20 protein-coding genes are annotated in these 18,133 nt (G+C 59.2%); 19 read left to right on the top strand and 1 reads right to left on the bottom strand.

The window, feature by feature from the left end; translation table 11 throughout:
- Positions 1 to 57: 57 nt before the first annotated feature.
- From H2515_RS12755 to H2515_RS12725, 7 genes are read left to right on the top strand one after another with little or no spacing between them, the layout of a single operon-like run.
- On the top strand, positions 58 to 1,995 hold the full coding sequence (locus H2515_RS12755; protein ID WP_198660303.1) for an aconitate hydratase: 1,938 nt from the start codon (positions 58 to 60) through the stop codon (positions 1,993 to 1,995).
- Between the two features lie 2 nt (positions 1,996 to 1,997).
- On the top strand, positions 1,998 to 3,284 hold the full coding sequence (gene icd / locus H2515_RS12750) for an NADP-dependent isocitrate dehydrogenase (protein WP_081463279.1): 1,287 nt from the start codon (positions 1,998 to 2,000) through the stop codon (positions 3,282 to 3,284).
- 9 nt (positions 3,285 to 3,293) lie between these two features.
- Positions 3,294 to 4,457 carry an ADP-forming succinate--CoA ligase subunit beta gene (gene sucC / locus H2515_RS12745; protein WP_014028099.1) on the top strand — a complete coding sequence of 388 codons (1,164 nt, stop codon included), beginning with the start codon at positions 3,294 to 3,296 and terminating at the stop codon, positions 4,455 to 4,457.
- A gap of 1 nt (position 4,458) precedes the next feature.
- Positions 4,459 to 4,803, top strand: coding sequence for a hypothetical protein (locus tag H2515_RS12740; RefSeq protein WP_198660302.1), 345 nt, complete (start codon positions 4,459 to 4,461; stop codon positions 4,801 to 4,803).
- Positions 4,800 to 5,672: a succinate--CoA ligase subunit alpha gene (gene sucD / locus H2515_RS12735; RefSeq protein WP_014028101.1), complete on the top strand. Its 873-nt coding sequence runs from the start codon at positions 4,800 to 4,802 to the stop codon at positions 5,670 to 5,672. Before H2515_RS12740 ends, sucD begins: the two co-directional genes overlap by 4 nt.
- Positions 5,672 to 7,321, top strand: coding sequence for an NAD+ synthase (locus H2515_RS12730; RefSeq protein WP_014028102.1), 1,650 nt, complete (start codon positions 5,672 to 5,674; stop codon positions 7,319 to 7,321). Before sucD ends, H2515_RS12730 begins: the two co-directional genes overlap by 1 nt.
- Positions 7,318 to 7,656: a P-II family nitrogen regulator gene (locus tag H2515_RS12725; protein ID WP_035191878.1), complete on the top strand. Its 339-nt coding sequence runs from the start codon at positions 7,318 to 7,320 to the stop codon at positions 7,654 to 7,656. Before H2515_RS12730 ends, H2515_RS12725 begins: the two co-directional genes overlap by 4 nt.
- 44 nt (positions 7,657 to 7,700) lie before the next feature.
- On the opposite strand, the gene H2515_RS12720 is transcribed toward H2515_RS12725, so the two are convergent.
- Positions 7,701 to 8,453 carry an outer membrane protein assembly factor BamD gene (locus H2515_RS12720; RefSeq protein ID WP_198660301.1) on the bottom strand — a complete coding sequence of 251 codons (753 nt, stop codon included), beginning with the start codon at positions 8,451 to 8,453 and terminating at the stop codon, positions 7,701 to 7,703.
- A 28-nt stretch (positions 8,454 to 8,481) separates the two neighbouring features.
- Between H2515_RS12720 and rluD the strand changes: the two genes are divergently transcribed.
- From rluD to H2515_RS12655, 12 genes are all read left to right on the top strand, one after another.
- The gene (gene rluD / locus H2515_RS12715; protein WP_014028105.1) at positions 8,482 to 9,441 is read left to right on the top strand and encodes a 23S rRNA pseudouridine(1911/1915/1917) synthase RluD; all 960 of its coding nucleotides are present in this window, start codon (positions 8,482 to 8,484) and stop codon (positions 9,439 to 9,441) included.
- Positions 9,422 to 10,183 (top strand): peptidoglycan editing factor PgeF, encoded by a 762-nt coding sequence (gene pgeF, locus H2515_RS12710; RefSeq protein ID WP_408626789.1) that lies wholly within the window; start codon positions 9,422 to 9,424, stop codon positions 10,181 to 10,183. The genes rluD and pgeF overlap by 20 nt, the downstream gene beginning before the upstream one ends.
- A 1-nt stretch (position 10,184) precedes the next feature.
- Entirely contained in the window at positions 10,185 to 10,733 is a 549-nt protein-coding gene (locus H2515_RS12705; protein ID WP_065414239.1) for a cupin domain-containing protein, read from the top strand.
- The gene (locus tag H2515_RS12700) at positions 10,730 to 11,902 is read left to right on the top strand and encodes a RuBisCO large subunit C-terminal-like domain-containing protein (protein ID WP_198660300.1); all 1,173 of its coding nucleotides are present in this window, start codon (positions 10,730 to 10,732) and stop codon (positions 11,900 to 11,902) included. The genes H2515_RS12705 and H2515_RS12700 overlap by 4 nt, the downstream gene beginning before the upstream one ends.
- A complete protein-coding gene (locus H2515_RS12695) occupies positions 11,902 to 12,555 on the top strand; it encodes an HAD-IB family phosphatase (protein ID WP_065414240.1) in 654 nt (217 codons plus the stop codon). Before H2515_RS12700 ends, H2515_RS12695 begins: the two co-directional genes overlap by 1 nt.
- On the top strand, positions 12,545 to 13,165 hold the full coding sequence (gene mtnB, locus H2515_RS12690) for a methylthioribulose 1-phosphate dehydratase (protein ID WP_035191871.1): 621 nt from the start codon (positions 12,545 to 12,547) through the stop codon (positions 13,163 to 13,165). The genes H2515_RS12695 and mtnB overlap by 11 nt, the downstream gene beginning before the upstream one ends.
- A gap of 1 nt (position 13,166) precedes the next feature.
- The gene (locus H2515_RS12685; protein WP_014028111.1) at positions 13,167 to 13,688 is read left to right on the top strand and encodes a glycine cleavage system protein R; all 522 of its coding nucleotides are present in this window, start codon (positions 13,167 to 13,169) and stop codon (positions 13,686 to 13,688) included.
- A complete protein-coding gene (gene def, locus H2515_RS12680) occupies positions 13,688 to 14,191 on the top strand; it encodes a peptide deformylase (protein ID WP_014028112.1) in 504 nt (167 codons plus the stop codon). The genes H2515_RS12685 and def overlap by 1 nt, the downstream gene beginning before the upstream one ends.
- 474 nt (positions 14,192 to 14,665) lie before the next feature.
- A complete protein-coding gene (locus H2515_RS12670; RefSeq protein ID WP_081919300.1) occupies positions 14,666 to 15,370 on the top strand; it encodes a MotA/TolQ/ExbB proton channel family protein in 705 nt (234 codons plus the stop codon).
- A gap of 48 nt (positions 15,371 to 15,418) precedes the next feature.
- Positions 15,419 to 15,817: an ExbD/TolR family protein gene (locus H2515_RS12665; protein WP_065414236.1), complete on the top strand. Its 399-nt coding sequence runs from the start codon at positions 15,419 to 15,421 to the stop codon at positions 15,815 to 15,817.
- A gap of 90 nt (positions 15,818 to 15,907) precedes the next feature.
- On the top strand, positions 15,908 to 16,660 hold the full coding sequence (locus tag H2515_RS12660; RefSeq protein WP_198660298.1) for an energy transducer TonB family protein: 753 nt from the start codon (positions 15,908 to 15,910) through the stop codon (positions 16,658 to 16,660).
- 58 nt (positions 16,661 to 16,718) lie between these two features.
- Entirely contained in the window at positions 16,719 to 18,122 is a 1,404-nt protein-coding gene (locus tag H2515_RS12655) for a cytosine permease (RefSeq protein ID WP_198660297.1), read from the top strand.
- The last annotated feature ends 11 nt before the right edge of the window (positions 18,123 to 18,133 follow it).

The raw sequence follows: 18,133 nt of genomic DNA, 5'->3' as shown, positions 1-18,133 counted from the left end.
ATGATGGAGGCGTCCGTTGTTCCCGACCGATTTCCCGCAGATTCAGGAGAGCAGTGCATGGCTATGAATGTCACCCAGAAGATTATTGCCGCCCATTTGGTTAGTGGTACGCTGGAAGCGGGGAGCTCTATCGCAATCCGTATCGACCAGACCCTGACCCAGGACGCCACGGGGACCATGGCCTATCTGCAATTCGAGGCCCTCGGCTTGCCGCGTGTGCGCACGGAGCTCTCGGTGTCCTATGTGGACCACAACATGCTCCAGTCGGGTTTTGAGAACGCTGATGATCATCGTTTTCTGCAAAGCTTTGCCGCGAAATATGGCGTGCATTTCTCGCGCCCCGGCAACGGCATCTGCCATCAGGTGCACCTGGAGCGTTTTTCCAGGCCGGGCGGCACCCTGCTGGGCTCCGATTCCCACACGCCGACATCCGGCGGAGCAGGCATGCTGGCCATCGGTGCGGGCGGTCTCGACATTGCCCTGGCCATGGGTGGTTTGCCTTTCAACCTCAATATGCCGCAGCTGGTCGGGGTCAAACTGACCGGCCGCTTGCAGCCTTTTGTCAGCGCCAAGGACATTATTCTCGAAGTGCTGCGCCACAAGACGGTGAAGGGTGGTGTCGGTAAGGTGTTTGAGTATTTCGGACCGGGGGTGGCGCAGCTCAGTGTGCCGGAGCGGGCGACCATCACCAACATGGGTGCCGAATTGGGTGCCACCACCAGTGTGTTCCCCAGTGATGCCGTGACCCGCCGTTACCTGGCGGCGCAGGGGCGTGATGCCTCCTGGTCGGAGTGGGTGCCGGATGCCGATGCCAGCTATGACGAAGTACTGGAAATCGATCTCGACCAGTTGGAGCCCCTCATCGCCTGTCCGCATAGCCCAGACAACGTCCGGAAAGTGCGCGAGGTGGCGGGAACGCCCGTGGCGCAGGTGGCTATCGGATCTTGCACCAACTCCTCCTACACCGATTTGATGACGGTGGCGCAGATGTTGAAAGGGAAAGTCATTGCCGACGGCTTGAGTTTGGGGGTGTCGCCGGGCTCGCGTCAGGTCATGGAAATGGTGACCAGGGATGGTGGCCTGCTCGATTTCATCGGAGCGGGTTCGCGTATTCTGGAATCGGCTTGCGGGCCCTGTATCGGTATGGGTTTCGCGCCGCCTTCGGAAGGGGTTTCGATACGTTCCTTCAACCGCAATTTCTATGGGCGTTCCGGCACTAAAAATGCGGCGGTGTATCTGGCGAGCCCGGAAACCTGCGCTGCCTGTGCCCTGACCGGGGTGATCACCGATCCCCGCGACCTGGGCTTGGCGCCCATTCACATACCGGTGCCGGAACGCTTTCTGGTGGATGACCGCATGGTACTCGCCCCCGCCGCCGAAGGCAGCCCGGTGGATATCATCCGTGGCCCCAACATCGCCAAACTCCCCACCGGGCAGGCCGCACCGGCAAGCCTGCAGGGCGAGGTGCTGATCCGCCTGGGAGATGACATCACCACCGACCACATCATGCCGGCCGGGGCCAAGGTGCTGCCGCTGCGTTCCAATCTGCCCGCCATTTCGGAGTTTGTTTTCCATATGGTGGATGAGACCTTCCCGACCCGTGCCAAGGCGGCTGGCGGCGGCTTTATCGTAGCGGGACATAACTACGGACAGGGTTCCAGCCGTGAACATGCGGCGCTGGCACCCCGCTATCTCGGGGTGCGTGGGGTACTGGTACAATCTTTTGCGCGCATTCACCTCGCTAATCTCATCAACTTCGGCATCTTGCCCCTGACTTTTGTGGACGCGGCGGATTATGCCAAGATGCAGGCGGGGGACCAGCTGAGTTTGGATCTCAAGGGGCTGGCGCTGGGTCAGGTGCTGACTCTGCGCAATGCAACCCAAGGGCTGGATATTGCGGTCATGCCGCAGTTGGCGAGTGCCCGTGATCTGGAGTTGATCCTGAAGGGGGGCGCCTTGTCCTGGGCCAGCGAACAACTGGAGAAAGTATCGTGACCATGGCGCATATTCAGGTTCCGGCTCAGGGGCAGCCCATTACCTGGGTGGATGCGGTGCTGCAGGTACCGGAGCAGCCCATTATTCCCTTCATCGAAGGGGATGGCATTGGCTGCGACGTCACGCCAGCCATGCGTGCGGTGGTGGATGCAGCGGTGCGGGCCGCCTATGGCGGTCAGCGGCGGATTGCCTGGATGGAGCTGTTCGCCGGGCAAAAGGCCGTGGCGCTCTACGGTGAGGGGCAATATCTGCCCGAAGAAACCATGGCCGCCATCCGGGAGTATAAAGTCGCTATCAAAGGGCCCTTGGAGACGCCAGTAGGCGGTGGTATCCGCAGTCTCAATGTGGCGCTGCGCCAGGATCTGGATCTCTACGTCTGCTTGCGGCCGGTGCGTTATTTTGCGGGCACGCCCAGTCCCGTGTGCCACCCGGAGAAGGTGGATATGGTCATCTTTCGGGAAAATTCCGAGGACATTTACGCCGGTATCGAGTGGCCGGCGGGCAGCCCGGAAGTGGAAAAGCTCCTGCGTTTTTTGCAGGAAGAGATGGGGGTCAGCAAAATTCGCTTCCCCGCCAGTTCCGCCATCGGCATCAAGCCGGTGTCGGTGGCGGGCTCGGAGCGATTGGTGCGGCGCGCCATCCAGTATGCGCTGGAGCATGGCAAGCCTTCGGTGAGCCTGGTGCATAAGGGCAATATCATGAAGTTCACCGAAGGGGGTTTCCGCGACTGGGGCTATGCCCTGGCTGAGCGGGAGTTCGCCGGAAGGGTCTTTACCTGGCGGCAGAAGGCGACTATCGCCAAAGCCGCAGGCAAAGCAGCCGCGCAGCAGGCAGAACAGCAGGCCGTTGCCGATGGCAAGCTGATTATCAAAGATGTCATCGCCGATAATTTTCTCCAGCAGATTCTGCTGCGTCCGGAGGATTATGCGGTGGTGGCGACGCTCAATCTCAACGGCGACTATATTTCCGATGCCCTGGCGGCAGAGGTCGGAGGGATTGGTATGGCACCCGGCGCGAACCTCTCGGATACCCATGCGATTTTTGAGGCCACCCACGGCACGGCACCGGACATCGCCGGGCAGGGCAAGGCCAATCCTAGCTCGCTGATTTTGTCGGCGGTGATGATGCTGGACCATCTGGGCTGGGGCGAGGCGGCGATGCGCATCGTGGCAGCCATGAACGCGGCAATCGCCAGCGGCGAGGTGACCGGTGACCTGGCGGCCCTGCGCGGTGATGTGCCCGCCCTGAGTACAGCGGAGTTTAGTGCGGCGCTGGTGCGTCGTTTGTGAGGAAGCTTCATGAATTTGCATGAGTATCAGGCCAAGCGCCTGCTCGCCGAAGAAGGGGTGCCCGTGCCCCGCGCTATTCCCGCTTTCTCGGTGCGGGAGGCCGTGAATCAGGCTCGTGAACTGGGTGGCCCGGCCTGGGTCGTCAAAGCCCAGGTCCATGCCGGTGGGCGCGGCAAGGCCGGCGGGGTGCGGGTGGTGCATAGTATTGCCCAGGTGGAAAAGACGGCGCAGGAATTGCTGGGCAAGCCGCTGGTTACGGTACAGACCGGCCCCCAGGGACAGCACGTAGCGGCCTTGCTCATCGAAGAACCCAGCCAGATTGCCCGCGAGCTCTATCTGGCCTTGATGGTGGATCGGGGGCAGGCGCGGATCACCTTTCTGGCGACCCAGGAAGGTGGCATGGATATTGAAGAGCTGGCCGCTTCCCGGCCGGAGGCCTTGCATCGGGTCGTGGTCGAGCCGCGCACCGGCTTCCTGCCTTTTCAAGCACGCCAGCTCGGGTTTCAGCTTGGGCTGGATGCCAGCCAGGTACAGCAGCTTACCCGCATCATGCAAGGGATGTATCGTCTGGCGCAGCGCCTGGATGCCCTGATGGTGGAGATTAATCCCCTCGCTATCACCATAGACGGCAAGCTGTTGGCGCTGGATGCCAAGGTGGTGATGGACGACAACGCCTTGTATCGCCATCCCGAGTCTGACGAGCTCTTTGATTCTACCCAGCAGGACGGGCGGGAAATTACTGCGCGGCAGTTTGGACTGAACTATATCTCCCTGGAGGGGAACATCGGTTGTATGGTCAACGGTGCTGGTCTGGCCATGGCGACCATGGATCTGATCAAACTACACGGCGGCGAGCCCGCCAATTTTCTGGATGTGGGTGGTGGCGCGGCCGCGGACAAGGTCACCCAGGCCTTCAAGCTCATTCTCTCGGACATTCGGGTAAAGGCTATTCTGGTGAATATTTTTGGCGGGATTACCCGCTGTGATTTGCTGGCGCAAGGGATTATCCAGGCCGCGGCAGAGGTGGGTATTCATCTGCCGGTGGTGGTGCGGCTGGAGGGTACTAAAAAGGAGGAAGGTATGGCCCTGCTGCGTGACAGTGGGCTCTCTTTGATCACCGCCGACGGTCTTACGGATGCAGCGATGAAAGCCGTCGCTGCGGCACAGGGTTGACGTGTCTATCAATATCCTCTGGTTACAACGTCTGTGGCCGGTGCTGCGCAGCTCCGGCCCGCTGATTTCCCGTCTCACCGATGTCTATGTAAAACGCGGCGCCGATCAAAAAAGTGCTGAGGTGATGGCGGAGATGGCGGTGTTGCTCGATCAGATTCTCGATGAGCGGCTTAAATCTGTCGCGCAGGCTGACGATATCGATGCGTTGCGCCGGGATCTGGCGGCTTTGCGCGCGGATGTCGATAGCATCACCCCGGCGCCCCGGCGCAATCCTTATGTGCTTCTTCTGCTTCTCGGAGAGGTGGTGATTGGTATTCTTCTTATCATGATTCTGGTGCATCTATGAGCATATTGCTGTCCCGCGAAACGCGGGTGATCTGCCAGGGCTTTACCGGCAAGCAGGGAACTTTTCACTCGCAACAAGCCGTGGCCTATGGCACTTGCATGGTGGGTGGCGTGACCCCCGGCAAGGGCGGCAGCCGCCATCTTGATCTGCCGGTGTTTGATACCGTGGCCGATGCTGTACAGGAAACCGGGGCCGAAGCCAGTGTGATCTATGTACCCTCTCCTTTTGCTGCCGATGCCATCATTGAGGCGGCTGCCGCTGGTATCCAACTCATCGTTTGCATCACCGAAGGTATTCCGGTGCATGACATGCTGATGGTGAAGCATTATCTGGCGGACACAGCGACGCGACTCGTCGGCCCTAACTGTCCGGGAATCATCACGCCGGGACAGTCCAAGATCGGGATCATGCCCGGCGCCATTCACCAGACCGGACGGGTAGGCATTGTCTCTCGCTCCGGCACCCTCACCTATGAAGCGGTAGAGCAGACCACCCGCCTGGGCCTGGGGCAGAGTACCTGTGTCGGTATCGGCGGCGACCCCCTGATCGGCATGAATTTTATTGAAATATTGCAGCTTTTTGAGGCGGACCCGCAGACCGAAGTGATTGTCATGGTGGGCGAGATCGGCGGACGCATGGAGGAAGATGCGGCGGCCTTTATCCAGGAGCATGTCCGTAAACCGGTGGTGGCTTTCATTGCTGGTTCCACGGCGCCCAAGGGTAAGCGCATGGGGCATGCGGGGGCTATTATCGACGGTGGCGCAGGAACGGCGGCGGCCAAATATGCGGTACTGGAAGCAGCGGGCGTCTATTGTGTGCATTCCCCCGCCGATTTGGGTACTCGGGTGGCCGAGGTACTGGGGCGCTGATGCGCATCGCCCTGGCGCAAATCAACTGCCGGGTCGGCGATGTGGCGGGCAATGCTGATCGTCTGCTGGCCGCCGCTGCAGCGGCGCAAGCTGCAGGTGCCGACCTGTTGGTGACACCGGAGTTGGCCCTCAGTGGTTATCCCCCAGAAGACTTGCTCTTGCGTGCCGACTTTTTGCAGGTCTGCGACGCTGCCTTGCAGCGTCTTGCGACAGCAGCGCCTCTGCCCATGCTGGTAGGGCATCCGCAGCGTGAGCAGGAGCGCCTCTACAACAGTGCCAGTCTGCTGCGCGGGGGGCGAGTCGAGGCGGTTTATCACAAACACTGTCTGCCGAATTATGCGGTATTTGATGAAGCGCGTTACTTCACGCCGGGGGCGCAGTCGCTGGTGTTTGCCTGTGCCGGACTGCAGTATGGGGTGGCCATTTGTGAGGATGTCTGGCATGGGCCGGGAGTGGCCCACGCCGCTCAGGCCCAAGGTGCAGAACTGCTGCTGGTGCTGAATGCGTCGCCTTATCACCTGAACAAACAGCGCGCCCGGGAAGATCAGGTGGGTGCCCTGGCCGCCCAGTGTCAGCTGCCCATCGTTTATGTGAACCTGGTGGGCGGGCAGGATGAACTGGTCTTCGATGGCCAGTCCTTTGCGGTAGACCAGCATGGACTATTGGCCCTACGCACATCCCAGTGTGAGGAGATGCTGGCACTGCTGGATATCGACAAGGATCACGCCGATATCCGTATACAGGCTGCCGAGCCACTGCGACCGCTGCCGGATGAGACCGCCGAAGTCTACGATGTATTGCGTCTGGGCGTACATGATTATGTGGAAAAAAATGGCTTCCCTGGTGTGGTTCTGGGTCTGTCCGGCGGGGTGGACTCGGCGCTGACCCTGGCGATAGCGGTGGACGCCCTTGGTCCGGAACGGGTCCACGCCTTGATTATGCCTTCCCGCTATACGGCGGAGATGAGTATTGCAGACGCTGTGGCTGAGGCGCAGAGTCTGGGGGTGCGCACCGACATCGTGTCCATCGAGGGGCCGTTCAACACCTATCTGGAGACGCTGGCACCGCTTTTTGCCGGATGCGCAGCCGATACCACGGAAGAGAATTTGCAGGCACGTATTCGCGCCGCATTGCTCATGGCCTATTCCAATAAATTCGGCCATCTGCTGCTGACCACAGGTAATAAAAGCGAGATCGCCGTTGGTTACGCGACCCTGTATGGCGATATGGCCGGCGGTTTTGCGGTGATCAAGGATTGCCCAAAGACCCTGGTCTATCGTCTCGCCCATTATCGCAATAGCCTGGGTCCGGTGATCCCGGAGCGGGTGCTGACCCGGCCACCCTCGGCGGAGCTGGCGCCGGATCAGCGCGATCAGGACAGCCTGCCTCCCTATGAGGTCCTGGATGCCATTATTGCCGCTTATGTGGAAGAAGACCGCAGCGCTGCGGAGCTCGTTGCCGCCGGTTTTTCGGTGGAAACAGTGACGCGGGTGCTAAGGCTTATTGATCGTGCCGAATATAAACGGCGTCAGGCGGCGCCAGGTGTGCGGATCAGCGCCCGCGCATTCGGCAAGGATCGGCGCTATCCTATAACCAATGGTTACCATTCCTGGGAAGCCCTGTTGTCTGCAAGAGGAGTTTTGCGATGAAAAAAATTGAGGCGATCATTAAGCCCTTCAAACTGGATGATGTGCGCGAGGCCCTTCAGGAGCTGGGTCTGGCTGGCATGACGGTCACCGAGGTCAAGGGTTTTGGCCGCCAGAAGGGACATACGGAACTCTATCGCGGTGCCGAGTACGTGGTGGATTTCCTACCCAAGCTCAAGTTGGAGGTGGTGGTCGGTGATGATATGGCGGATCGCGCCATCGAAGCCATTGAGCTGGCGGCGCGGACCGGCAAGATTGGCGATGGTAAGATTTTCGTCAGCGCGGTGGATCGGGTGGTACGCATCCGTACCGGGGAAGAGGGCAATGAGGCAGTCTGATGAGAATAATGGCGGGGCGCTGATCGCCCCGCCGGAGTTTCTGCTTAGGGCTTCGCACTGCTGCCGAGATCAGAAAGATACTTGCTCTTCGGATAGTTGTAGGCGAGTACGGAGGCAGTGGTCTGCGCCAGATTTGGCAGGTTCAGATGCCGGTAGGAGCGCGCCAGATAATAGAGCGCCTCTTCCCGCGCGGGGCTCAACTGGTAGCGGGTGATCACTGTATTGCAGCGGTTCGCCGCAGCGACATAAGCGTGACGCACATAGTAGAATTTGCAGATATTCAGGTTGCGCTGGCCGAGGAGGTCGATGATCTTGGCCATGCGCAGGCGGGCATCAATGGCATAGGCACTGTCTGGCCAGCGTTTCGCCAGCGTGTCGAGGGTGCTGAAGGCCTCTTCGGCAGGTCGGGGATTTTCCTCCACACCCTGAATAGCTTGGTAATAGGCGATGCCTTTCAGGTACCAGGCGTAATCCACATGAGGATTGGCCGGGTGCAGCTTGATGAAGCGCTCCGCCGCCGCCACCGCCGCCTTGGAATCCCCGCGCTGATAATAGCTGTATGCCGTATTGAGTTGCGCTTGTTCGGCGTAGGGGCCGTATGGGTAGCGGGTCTCGAGATCTTCGTACTGCTTAATGGCAGAGGTGTAGTCGCCGTGCTCCATGGCCTTTTGGGCGGGTTGGAACAGCGTCTCGGCAGACTCGTGGCGATCCGCAGAGCTTTCAGGTTTATTCGGGCTGCTGGCACAACCGGCGATCAGGGCGGTACAGCACAGGGACATCAGTATGCGTTTGCTCATGAAGGACAATAGTCTATAGTGGCGAACCATGAGCGACGATAGTACGGGTATTCCCATGATTTTGCCAGAGGAGCAGGCCGGCCAACGTCTTGATGCGGTGTTGAGCCAGTTGCTGCCGGAAACCAGCCGCAGTCGAATCCAGACCTTGGTGCGGGATGGCCGGGTTCTGGTGGATGGTGTGGTCGAAAAGCCCAGCGCACGGATTCGCGGTGGTGAACAGGTAGAAATCAACTGGCCGGAGATCGAGCCCAGCACCTGGCTGGCCCAGGATCTGCCTCTGCATATTTTGTATGAAGACGCGGAGATTCTCGTTGTGCACAAACCGGCAGGGCAGCTTACTCACCCCGGTGCCGGTCATGCCGACGGCACGCTGGTCAACGGTGTGCTGGCCCATGTGCCGGATAATGCCTACCTGCCCCGCGGCGGCATTGTCCATCGGCTGGACAAGGACACTACCGGCCTGCTGGTGGTGGCAAAAAGCGAGATGGCGCGCCAGTCGCTGATCGAGCAACTCGGTGACCATAGCATGCACCGCGAATATCTCGCGCTGGTGATGGGGGCGATGACTGGTGGTGGTCGGGTGGATGCGCCCATCGGTCGCCATGCCCACGATCGCCTGCGGATGACCGTGCGCGATGACGGCCGACCGGCGCAGACTGAATATCGGCTGGTGGAGCGTTTTCCTCGTCACAGCTACCTGCGCCTGCGCCTGGCGACGGGTCGTACCCATCAGATTCGCGTGCACATGACCCATATCGGCCACCCGCTGGTGGGCGATCCGGTCTATGCGGGGCGAATGATGGTTCCGCAAGGGTTGGATGAGGTCGCGCTGGCCCATTGGCGGCAGTTCCGCCGACAGGCTTTGCATGCCTGGCGTTTACGCCTCTACCATCCAGAAAGCGGGGCGCTGATGACGTGGGAAAGCCCGCTGCCTGAAGACATGACCGAATTGCTGACGCTGCTGCGCCATGCGCGTGATGGCGACTGAAGAGGCTGGTTATTGGGTGCCGGACTGGCCCGTGCCCTACGGGGTACGCAGTGCCATCACCGTGCGTAGCGGTGGTGTTAGTCAGGGGACCTATTCATCGCTCAATCTCGGCAATCACGTGGGCGATGCGCCGGAGGCGGTGGCACGAAATCGGGAACGGCTGCGGTCCGTGCTGAAATTGCCTGGGGAGCCCTGTTGGTTGCGGCAGGTGCATGGCACGGGAGTTGCCGCCCTGATGGCTGCGCCAGCGCGCGCTTTGGAAGCGGATGGTGCAGTCACCGCCATACCGGGCATGGTGCTGGCGGTGCTTACCGCTGATTGCCTGCCAGTACTGGCTTGCGGCGGGGACGGTCGCCATATCGGTGTTTTTCACGCCGGCTGGCGCGGCTTGCTGGCGGGCATCCTGGAACGCGGTGTGGCGGCCATGCCGGTGGCACCAGAGGATATTCTGATATACTTGGGACCCGCCATCGGGCCTGGGCATTTCGAGGTTGGGCCGGAAGTGCGGGCGGCTTTCCTGGCGGAGGATGCCGGGGCGGCAGCCGCCTTCCGCCCCGGACATGGGGACCGCTGGCTCGCGAATATTTATGCACTGGCGCGGCAGCGCTTGCAGCGGGCCGGCGTGCAGGCCATTTTTGGCGGTAATCTGTGTACGGTGGCTGACCCCGCGCGTTACTTTTCTTATCGGCGTGACGGTGTTACCGGGCGTATGGCTTCTCTGCTCTGGAAGGAGGACGTATAGCATGGCGACTTTGCAATATGCAGAATCGGCGCAGCGGGTCACGGATGCGGCGCAGATCGCCGCCATCCTGGCGGCCCTGGGTGTCACTTTGCAGGCGATTCCGTTGACCGGGGTGGGCGCAGCGGCGCTGCTGGCCCAGCCGCAACTGGATGCAGAGGCACAAGTGGCATTGCTGATGGCCCTGGACGATGTCTTCCAGCGTTTGCAGCGGGAAAAGGGTTATCAGGAGCGGGATCTGGTCGTGCTGTATCCCGAGCATCCACAGTTGCCGGAACTCAACGCCCGCTTTCATCGTATACACACCCATGATGATGAAGAGGTGCGCTATATTGTGGACGGGGAAGGGGTTTTTGGCTTCGTTCTGGAAGACGGTGCACAAGTCGAGTTGACCGTGCAGGCGGGGGATTATGTTCACATCCCGGCGGGCGTGGAACACTGGTTCCACTTGAACGATGCGCGGCGGATCAAAGCGGTGCGCTACTTCAGTGCGCGCGGTGGCTGGACCCCGCATTATACGGACCGCGCCCTGCAGCATTTCCCCAATCCATGACGGCTTTTATTGAGGTCGATTACCAGTTCCCCGCCGGGGTAGACGCCCGGCGGCAGGCGCAGGCTATCGCCATCGGCCAGACTGCCGGGAGCTGGGATGCACGCTTTCAGCACCGGGAGGCGCAGTTGCGTGGCCATCTGGGGGAGGTGATCGCCATTGCCGAACTGGCGATTGGGCGGCATCAGGCCACAGTGCGCTTCCCCGCCGCCAATGTGGATGGTCGTCTCGGCAGCCTGCTCACAATGATTTTCGGCAAATACTCCCTGGCGGGTCCCGCCAAGGTGATGGCCATCCGTCTGCCAGAGCGCTTTGGACAGACACCACGCTTCGGGCTGGATGGTATTCGTGAACGACTGGGGGTGCATGAACGACCCTTGGTCATGGCTATCTTCAAACCGGCGCTGGGGTTGACGGCGGCGGACCATGCCGCGATTCTGGCGGAAGTTGCCGTTGCCGGGCTGGATATTATCAAGGATGACGAAATCCTCCCGGACCTGCCGATGGCGGCGACCCTGGCGCGCTGGGAGGCGTGCGCGCCGGTGATCGAGGCACGGCGTGATCAGACGGGTCGTGATTTGCTCTATGCGGTGAATCTCTCGGGGGATGCCCACCAGGTGCAGACGCTGGCGCTGCAACTGGTGGCCGCCGGCGCCAACGCGCTGCTCCTGAATGTGCTGGCGTATGGTTTTCCGGTACTGGAGGCACTGGCCGCCGATCCCGACATCGACGTGCCGATTTTCACTCATCCCGCCCTGGCAGGTGCCTGGTGCGGCGCGCCGGATTACGGTTTTGCCTATGGGGCCTTGCTGGGTACGGTGATGGCCTATGGTGGCGCGGATGCGGTGCTCTATCCGGCCCATTATGGCAGTTTGCCCTTCGCCGCGGCGGACGAATGGGCCATCGTCGCCGCGCTGCGGGCGCGGGGCGTGGCGCCGGTACCTTCGGCGGGCGTGCATCCCGGCATGGTGGGGCGCATCCTCGATGACTATGGAACTGAAGTTATCCTCAATGCGGGGACCGGGATTATGGACCATCCCCAGGGTGCCGCGAGCGGGGTGCTGGCTTTTCACGAAGCCATCGAGCGTTGGCAGAATGCGGCGCCGCGCACTCTGGAAGATTTGCCCGCCGGACCCTTGCGGGCGGCGGTGGAGAAATGGGGGCAGGGCTGATGCAAAGAGCCATTTTTTGTGACTTCGACGGCACCATCACCGAGGCCGAAGTCTTCGTGGCCCTGATGCGCCATTTTGCGCCGGAGGCCGCCGCCCGGGTGTTGCCGGAAATCTATGCGCAGCGTCTGACCCTGCGTGATGGCCTGCCCCAGGTGCTCGGCACCATCCCCTCGCGGCACTGGCCGGAGCTGGAGGATTTTGTACGGGATACGGCACTGCGTCCGGGGCTGGTCGGCTTGCTGGCCCATGCCAAAAAGGCCGGTATCCCCTTTATTGTCGTTACCGGCGGCTTCACGCGCATGGCCGAGATCGTTCTCGCCCCTTATCGTCAGGAAATTTACGCCATCCATGGTCTTGAGGTGGATGGCACGGGCGAATGGCTGCGGGTGTTCTCGCCTTGGCAGGATGACCATGAACTGGTGGCCAAGGCCGCCGTGATCGCGCACTATCACCCCGAGGATGCCGTCTGCATTGGGGATTCCATCACCGATTTGCGAGTGGCCCGGCAGTGTCCCCTGGTCTGCGCACGGGATCGTCTCGCGGAATATCTGCGGGAGGAAGGGCGGACCTTCCTGCCCTTTGATGATCTCAGGGATGTGAGCGCGGCCCTTGCGCAACGTGGCTGGTGGCAGGAAGTGGTCCATGCACAATGATCCGCGCACCCATCTCGCCGCCGCAGCCCGCGATTTTTATGCGCGCGGCTGGATGCTGGGCACTGCGGGCAACCTGTCGGCACGCCGCGATGCGGACACTTTCTGGATTACCGCCAGCGGCCGCCCCAAGGATCAGTTGGGCGTCGGGGATTTTGTCCTGGTGGATCTGCGCGGTCAGGTGGTGCAGGCCCCGCCGGGACGTAAACCCTCTGCCGAAGTTGCCCTCCATGAGGTAGTCTACCGGCATGTGCCGGACGCCCGGGTCATTTTCCACGTCCACTCCATCGAGGCTAATCTCTGCGGGCACTTTGCGCAGCAGGGCCGGTTGCGCCTGCCAACTCTGGAAATGCTCAAAGGCCTGGGCGTGCCCGATGCCGAGCCGCAGGTGGACCTACCGGTCTTCGCCAATCATGTGAATGTCGCCCGGATTGCCGAAGATATGGACAGGGCCTTTGCCCAGGCGCGGCCCCGCGTTCCCGGTGTGCTGATTCATCAGCACGGGGTGACGGCCTGGGGTCCGGATTTCCTGGCGGCCAGGCATCATCTCGAATTGCTGGAATACTGTTTTCGTTATCTCGTACAGGCGAAAGCCCTCGCCATAGGAGTCTAGGATGAGTCAAGCCCTTCTCACCGTCATCGGCGAAGATCGCCCCGGTATCGTCGCCGCCGTCACCCAAGCCCTGTTCACTGCAGACTGCTCCATCGGTGATGCCTCGATGATGCGTCTCGGTGGTTACTTTACCATTATGCAGGTCATCGATTATCCGCGTGATCTGGGCTCCGTGGAAATGGCGCTGGACCCCGCCATCAAGCGCCTCAATCTGCGGGTGCATCTGGACCCTATCTCCAGCGTGGCGCTGACTGCGGACATGCCGAATACCCGGGTCACCGTCTACGGGGCCGATCATCCGGGCATTGTCGCGGGCATCACCGGGGCCCTGGCGGCTATCGGGTTCAATGTGATTGATCTGGAAAGCGAGAGTTCCGGCAGTGCCGAGCGGCCACTCTATGTGATGGTCATTCAGGGCTATGCGCCAGAAGGTGTGGAGAGTGTTCGCAAGGCCGTGCTGCCGTTGCGGGAGAGGGAAGGGGTGGAAATCGGTGTACATCCCATCGAGGCGGCGGTGTTCTGATGGCGGTACTTTCCATTCTGACCTATCCGGACCCCAGACTGCAGCGCAAGGCCGAGCCGGTCAGCGTGTTTGACGACGACCTGCACCATTTTGTCGATGATCTGACGGAGACCATGTATGCCGGTCCGGGGGGCGTGGGTATTGCGGCGCCGCAGGTGGACCGTCCACAGCGTATCGTGATTGTCGATGTGCGTCCTAAACTGGGGGACGACTGCCACGGGCGCATGATATTGATCAATCCCGAACTGGCGGCATGGGAGGGCATGGCGGTGGGTCGGGAAGGCTGCATGTCGGTGCCGGACTTTACCGGCAATGTCATCCGCGCTGAGCGCATACAAGTGCAGGCGCAGGATGTCTCGGGACGAGAGCGGAGTTATGAGTGTGCAGGCTTCGAGGCCCGTGCCGTCCAGCATGAAATGGATCATCTCGACGGTTTTCTTTTCCTGGACCGGCTGGTTTCGCGGAAGATTGATCTCTTCCGGCGGAAAAATTACAAGAAGTAGGCTGGCGTCGCTGACCGGACTACAGGTACCTGCGACACGCAATTTAGTCCGCTCGGACTGACAAATATAAGGCCCGAGAGGCCCACCCCATTTTCAGTTTTCCGACCATGCCCGTGGCTGGAAAATCGCGTCTAAAATATCTTCGCTTTTCCTGCGTGGCCATCGGTAGTTCCCGCAGCACGCCTCCGAAAGTTTCAGACCGTTGCATTTTTTGAATCTATATCACGCAAAAAAAGAACTTTATCGAATCCAATGATGTGTCCATCATGGGATGGAAGAGATTCGCGGGCGGATTCAAGTGGTCGCACTGTTATGGTGCAGAACTGCATTGCCTGCACTGAAAAAGAGATTGTTGGCCGGTTGGTTTTTGGTAACCCAATGATTTCAATGATGGGCACTTCCAACAACTACCAATGGCATATTTTCTGCTCAGTCTATGCTGGATAATTTTAATCATCTTGTGCTGGAGTTTATATGATATCGTTCAGTTATCTTGTACATCTTGCCAACTACTCAGATGGTGTTCTGTACATCTTGATGCTCCTTTTCGTGGTCGAGCTTGCGGTGATTTTCGATCGGAGCTGGTACCTGCGTAACGCTATCAGCAAAGGTAAGAAAATCCTTTGGGGAATATCCGTTCGCGGCAAGTTGCGGCGTCCTGATCTGGAAGAGTTGGTGGCTTTATCGAAGGGGCTTCCCGAAGAAGCTCTGCTGGGTGTGGCGCTCCGGCATTTCAATTTGATTCATCACTACGGCAGCGCTCGTGGCGAAGCCTTTGCGAACCGTTTGGATGAAGCTATTTTCCTGACGACGCCCAGTCTGGACAAACGCCTTTGGATTTTGGACACCATCGTCACCCTGGCGCCCCTTCTGGGTTTGTTCGGAACCATTCTCGGTATGTTCCACGCGTTTTCCATCCTTGCGGTGCCTGGTCATAATCCTACTTCCGTTACTGGCGGTGTTGCGGATGCGCTGATTGCCACCGCGTCTGGACTTTTTATTGCCATGATCGGCTTGCTGAGTTTTAACGCCTTCAACAATGCCATTGAAAAAACCATTTATCAGCTCGAGTCGTTGAAAGTGGTGCTCATGAATCGCTTGGATGGCGCGCCCGTGGTGTTAGAGGATACGGCAGCCAAGGCCCCGTCATCAGTTGCCGCGTCTGAAATGACCGCATGAGGTTTCAGAAGGTTTTTTTACTTTGCCAGGAAAAGTAAGGAGTAGAGAATGTTACCCCAACGCCGGCCCCGCAAAAAGGGGCGTGTCGAAATCATCCCGATGATTGACGTTATGCTGTTCCTGCTGGTCTTTTTCATCATGATTACCTTGCAGATGATTACGGATAAGGGATTAAAACTGGACTTGCCCACTTCCAGCGAAACAAAAGTGCTGCCGCATCCACATTTCGTGCTCAATATCGTGAAGGATGGCGGTGTGGTGGTGAAGGGCAAGAAAATGAGCCTGGATCAACTGCAGAGTTTTCTCGCGGGCGACGGCGATGCAAAACACACGCAGGTAACCATCGCGGCCGATAAAATGGTTCCTTTTAAGGATTTTGTGCAGGTGATGGATGCTTGTCAAAAATCGGGTGTAACCAGTATTGGTATTGCAGCGAAACCCGCGTGAGCATTTGCGTCTTTACTCGGGGTAAGGTGAGCGAATGCCAAACGTCCAGCAGGCGAGTGAGACAGTGTTCGAAAATGGGAATAAATTTATATGACTACCGTGATGCCTAGGACCACCAATTATTCACTCATGCCGGAGCCGAAGGAACGTCATTTCAAGTATGCCGTGGGCGGTGCCGTGATGGTTGAGGTCCTGCTCGTGCTTGGCTTGATCTGGTACGGAGACAATACGCCTCCGGTAAAGGCCAAACCCAAGGAGCACGTCATTGCGGTACAAATGGTGACTTTGCCGCAGCAGCCACCGCCACAAGTGGTACCCAAGCCTCTACCCAAACCGGTTCCTCCCAAGCCGGTGGTGCATCAGGTGACGCCGCCACCACCGCGTCCGCACCCGAAGGTGGTGATTCCGCCGAAACCGGCGCCAACACCACCCGCGCCGCCGGTCAGGACGGTTACTCCACCGATGCCGGTAACCAAACCGACGCCAGCCCCTAAGCCGGTGGTGACTCCACCGCCTGCCCCGCCGCCCATGTCGGCTCAGCAGACGGCGTCATTGATGGGACGTTATGTCGGGATGGTACGGCCGATAATTCAGCAGAGCTTGCGTGTTCCCGCTGAGTTGCGGGCGATGGGACTGAGTGGCAAAGCGACTGTGGAGTTTGAAATTTCTCCTTCGGGTCAATTGCTTTGGGCGAAAATCATCAAGCGGAGTCCTTTAGGTGCGGTAAATCATGCGGCCCTTGCAGCGGTAAAGGATGGCGGCTTCCCACCATTCCTGAAAAAGATGCCTAAGCAGAATACGGTTTTTCAAATCGACGTAGAAGTGGGTGCCGGATCAAGTTAGTGTTCTATGCATGGGCATTTTAGTTCCACCAATTTGGTAACACCGGGGAAGAAAAGTGATGGGTGACAGGCATTCGATTAGTGCCACGACAGAGGCGGAGCGCACGAGCTCAGCGCCGCAGGTCGCTTTAATCTGGCTCGCCGCGACCATGACCGCCTCCAGTCTGCCGGTCGGGGTTCTTATCGCCCAGTTGTTTCCCTTGGCGCCGTTTCTGTGGGTTGTGCTGCTGGCGTCCACGCTATTTGCCGCTGTGGGCATCCTCAGTATCCCGGGATTCGTGTATGGGATTCCGACCATGGCGGTTTCCGCCCGCGTTTTTGGAAAGTCGGTCAATAAGTTGATTTCCCTGAGTAACTGGTTGTCTCAGTTGGGTTGGCAGGCCGTGGTGTTGGTACTTGTGGTATATATCCTCCGCAGTGTTTTTGACAGCTATGGATTGGTACCGGTGAATAGCAGTATTTATTATGCCTTGGTACTGGCTGTTTTTGGCAATTTTGTGGTGCCCGTTATCGGATATAAGGCCATCGTGATGGCGCAGACGGCGGGGGCACTATTTCTTGCTTTGTTTGCGATAGCCATACTGATATATCTGCATGGTGGAGAGGCGCTTCCGATGATGCCTACCGTCGACCACTTTGACGGAATTCAAAGCCTGGGTGGAATTTCATTGGCGCTCATGGGCGGTGCGTTCTCATGGACGATGTTTGCTTCGGATTATTCGCGATATGTGCGGCATGACACGAGCCTGAGCAAAATGGCGCTATGGCCCAGCATCGGCGGATTTGCGGGCGGCAGCCTCATCCTCGCATTAGCCATCACGCTGTATGTGCATGGTGGTATCCAGGTAGGACCTGCCGGGCTTACCATCATGGCGACTGGACTGGGTACTTCGGTACTGTATTTAGGTTTTTGCACGTTTGCGATATTAGGTTTGTTGGCGTCTAATTTTTTGAACTCCTACAGTTCTGCTTTCAGCCTGGCGGTGGTGGTGGGCAAGGATCTGGATCGCAAGAAGTTCACGCTTCTGGATGCGCTGCTGGCAACACTGGTCGGTATCTACATGCTTTTTGTGGCGCCATCATTCTGGGATTCTTTTCAGACTTTTTTGGATTTGCTGATTATCATAGCGGCGCCGTGGACCGGTGTGATGATCACGTATGTTTTGTGGGATGTGCTTCCGGAAGCGCGCGGAAGGTTGAACAGGCTGCCACATAGGCGTGCTAATGTCTGGGTGCTCGCTATAGGGGTCACGGTTACCGTGGTGTTCTCAAATAATCCGATTTGGGAGGGCTATGGAGCGCATCTATTGCATGGTACAGACATATCACCACTGGTGGGTGTCGTGACGACGATTGTGGCATCCATACTCTACCGGGTTTTGTTTTGTCACCAGACGATCCCCGATGGGCAGGGGCGGGTGGGCATGTTATCTAAACCGGTTGTCCGTAAGATTACAGATTAAGGTGCTAACAA

The sequence above is a fragment of the Acidithiobacillus ferrivorans genome (genome assembly GCF_016250455.1).
Classification (GTDB): Bacteria; Pseudomonadota; Gammaproteobacteria; order Acidithiobacillales; family Acidithiobacillaceae; genus Acidithiobacillus; species Acidithiobacillus ferrivorans.
Note: the sequence above shows the minus strand (reverse complement) of the source record. Positions and strands in the feature narration are given on the sequence as shown.

What these genes read in the sequence shown, in the direction of transcription:
- H2515_RS12660 (WP_198660298.1), top strand. Translation starts at nt 15,908, where the DNA reads ATGACTACCGTGATGCCTAGGACCACCAATTATTCACTCATGCCGGAG.
- icd (WP_081463279.1), top strand. Translation starts at nt 1,998, where the DNA reads ATGGCGCATATTCAGGTTCCGGCTCAGGGGCAGCCCATTACCTGGGTG.
- H2515_RS12725 (WP_035191878.1), top strand. Translation starts at nt 7,318, where the DNA reads ATGAAAAAAATTGAGGCGATCATTAAGCCCTTCAAACTGGATGATGTG.
- mtnB (WP_035191871.1), top strand. Translation starts at nt 12,545, where the DNA reads ATGCACAATGATCCGCGCACCCATCTCGCCGCCGCAGCCCGCGATTTT.
- sucD (WP_014028101.1), top strand. Translation starts at nt 4,800, where the DNA reads ATGAGCATATTGCTGTCCCGCGAAACGCGGGTGATCTGCCAGGGCTTT.
- H2515_RS12730 (WP_014028102.1), top strand. Translation starts at nt 5,672, where the DNA reads ATGCGCATCGCCCTGGCGCAAATCAACTGCCGGGTCGGCGATGTGGCG.
- H2515_RS12700 (WP_198660300.1), top strand. Translation starts at nt 10,730, where the DNA reads ATGACGGCTTTTATTGAGGTCGATTACCAGTTCCCCGCCGGGGTAGAC.
- H2515_RS12720 (WP_198660301.1), bottom strand. Translation starts at nt 8,453, where the DNA reads ATGAGCAAACGCATACTGATGTCCCTGTGCTGTACCGCCCTGATCGCC.
- sucC (WP_014028099.1), top strand. Translation starts at nt 3,294, where the DNA reads ATGAATTTGCATGAGTATCAGGCCAAGCGCCTGCTCGCCGAAGAAGGG.
- H2515_RS12685 (WP_014028111.1), top strand. Translation starts at nt 13,167, where the DNA reads ATGAGTCAAGCCCTTCTCACCGTCATCGGCGAAGATCGCCCCGGTATC.
- H2515_RS12755 (WP_198660303.1), top strand. Translation starts at nt 58, where the DNA reads ATGGCTATGAATGTCACCCAGAAGATTATTGCCGCCCATTTGGTTAGT.
- H2515_RS12705 (WP_065414239.1), top strand. Translation starts at nt 10,185, where the DNA reads ATGGCGACTTTGCAATATGCAGAATCGGCGCAGCGGGTCACGGATGCG.
- def (WP_014028112.1), top strand. Translation starts at nt 13,688, where the DNA reads ATGGCGGTACTTTCCATTCTGACCTATCCGGACCCCAGACTGCAGCGC.
- pgeF (WP_408626789.1), top strand. Translation starts at nt 9,422, where the DNA reads ATGCGCGTGATGGCGACTGAAGAGGCTGGTTATTGGGTGCCGGACTGG.
- H2515_RS12695 (WP_065414240.1), top strand. Translation starts at nt 11,902, where the DNA reads ATGCAAAGAGCCATTTTTTGTGACTTCGACGGCACCATCACCGAGGCC.
- H2515_RS12655 (WP_198660297.1), top strand. Translation starts at nt 16,719, where the DNA reads ATGGGTGACAGGCATTCGATTAGTGCCACGACAGAGGCGGAGCGCACG.
- H2515_RS12670 (WP_081919300.1), top strand. Translation starts at nt 14,666, where the DNA reads ATGATATCGTTCAGTTATCTTGTACATCTTGCCAACTACTCAGATGGT.
- rluD (WP_014028105.1), top strand. Translation starts at nt 8,482, where the DNA reads ATGAGCGACGATAGTACGGGTATTCCCATGATTTTGCCAGAGGAGCAG.
- H2515_RS12665 (WP_065414236.1), top strand. Translation starts at nt 15,419, where the DNA reads ATGTTACCCCAACGCCGGCCCCGCAAAAAGGGGCGTGTCGAAATCATC.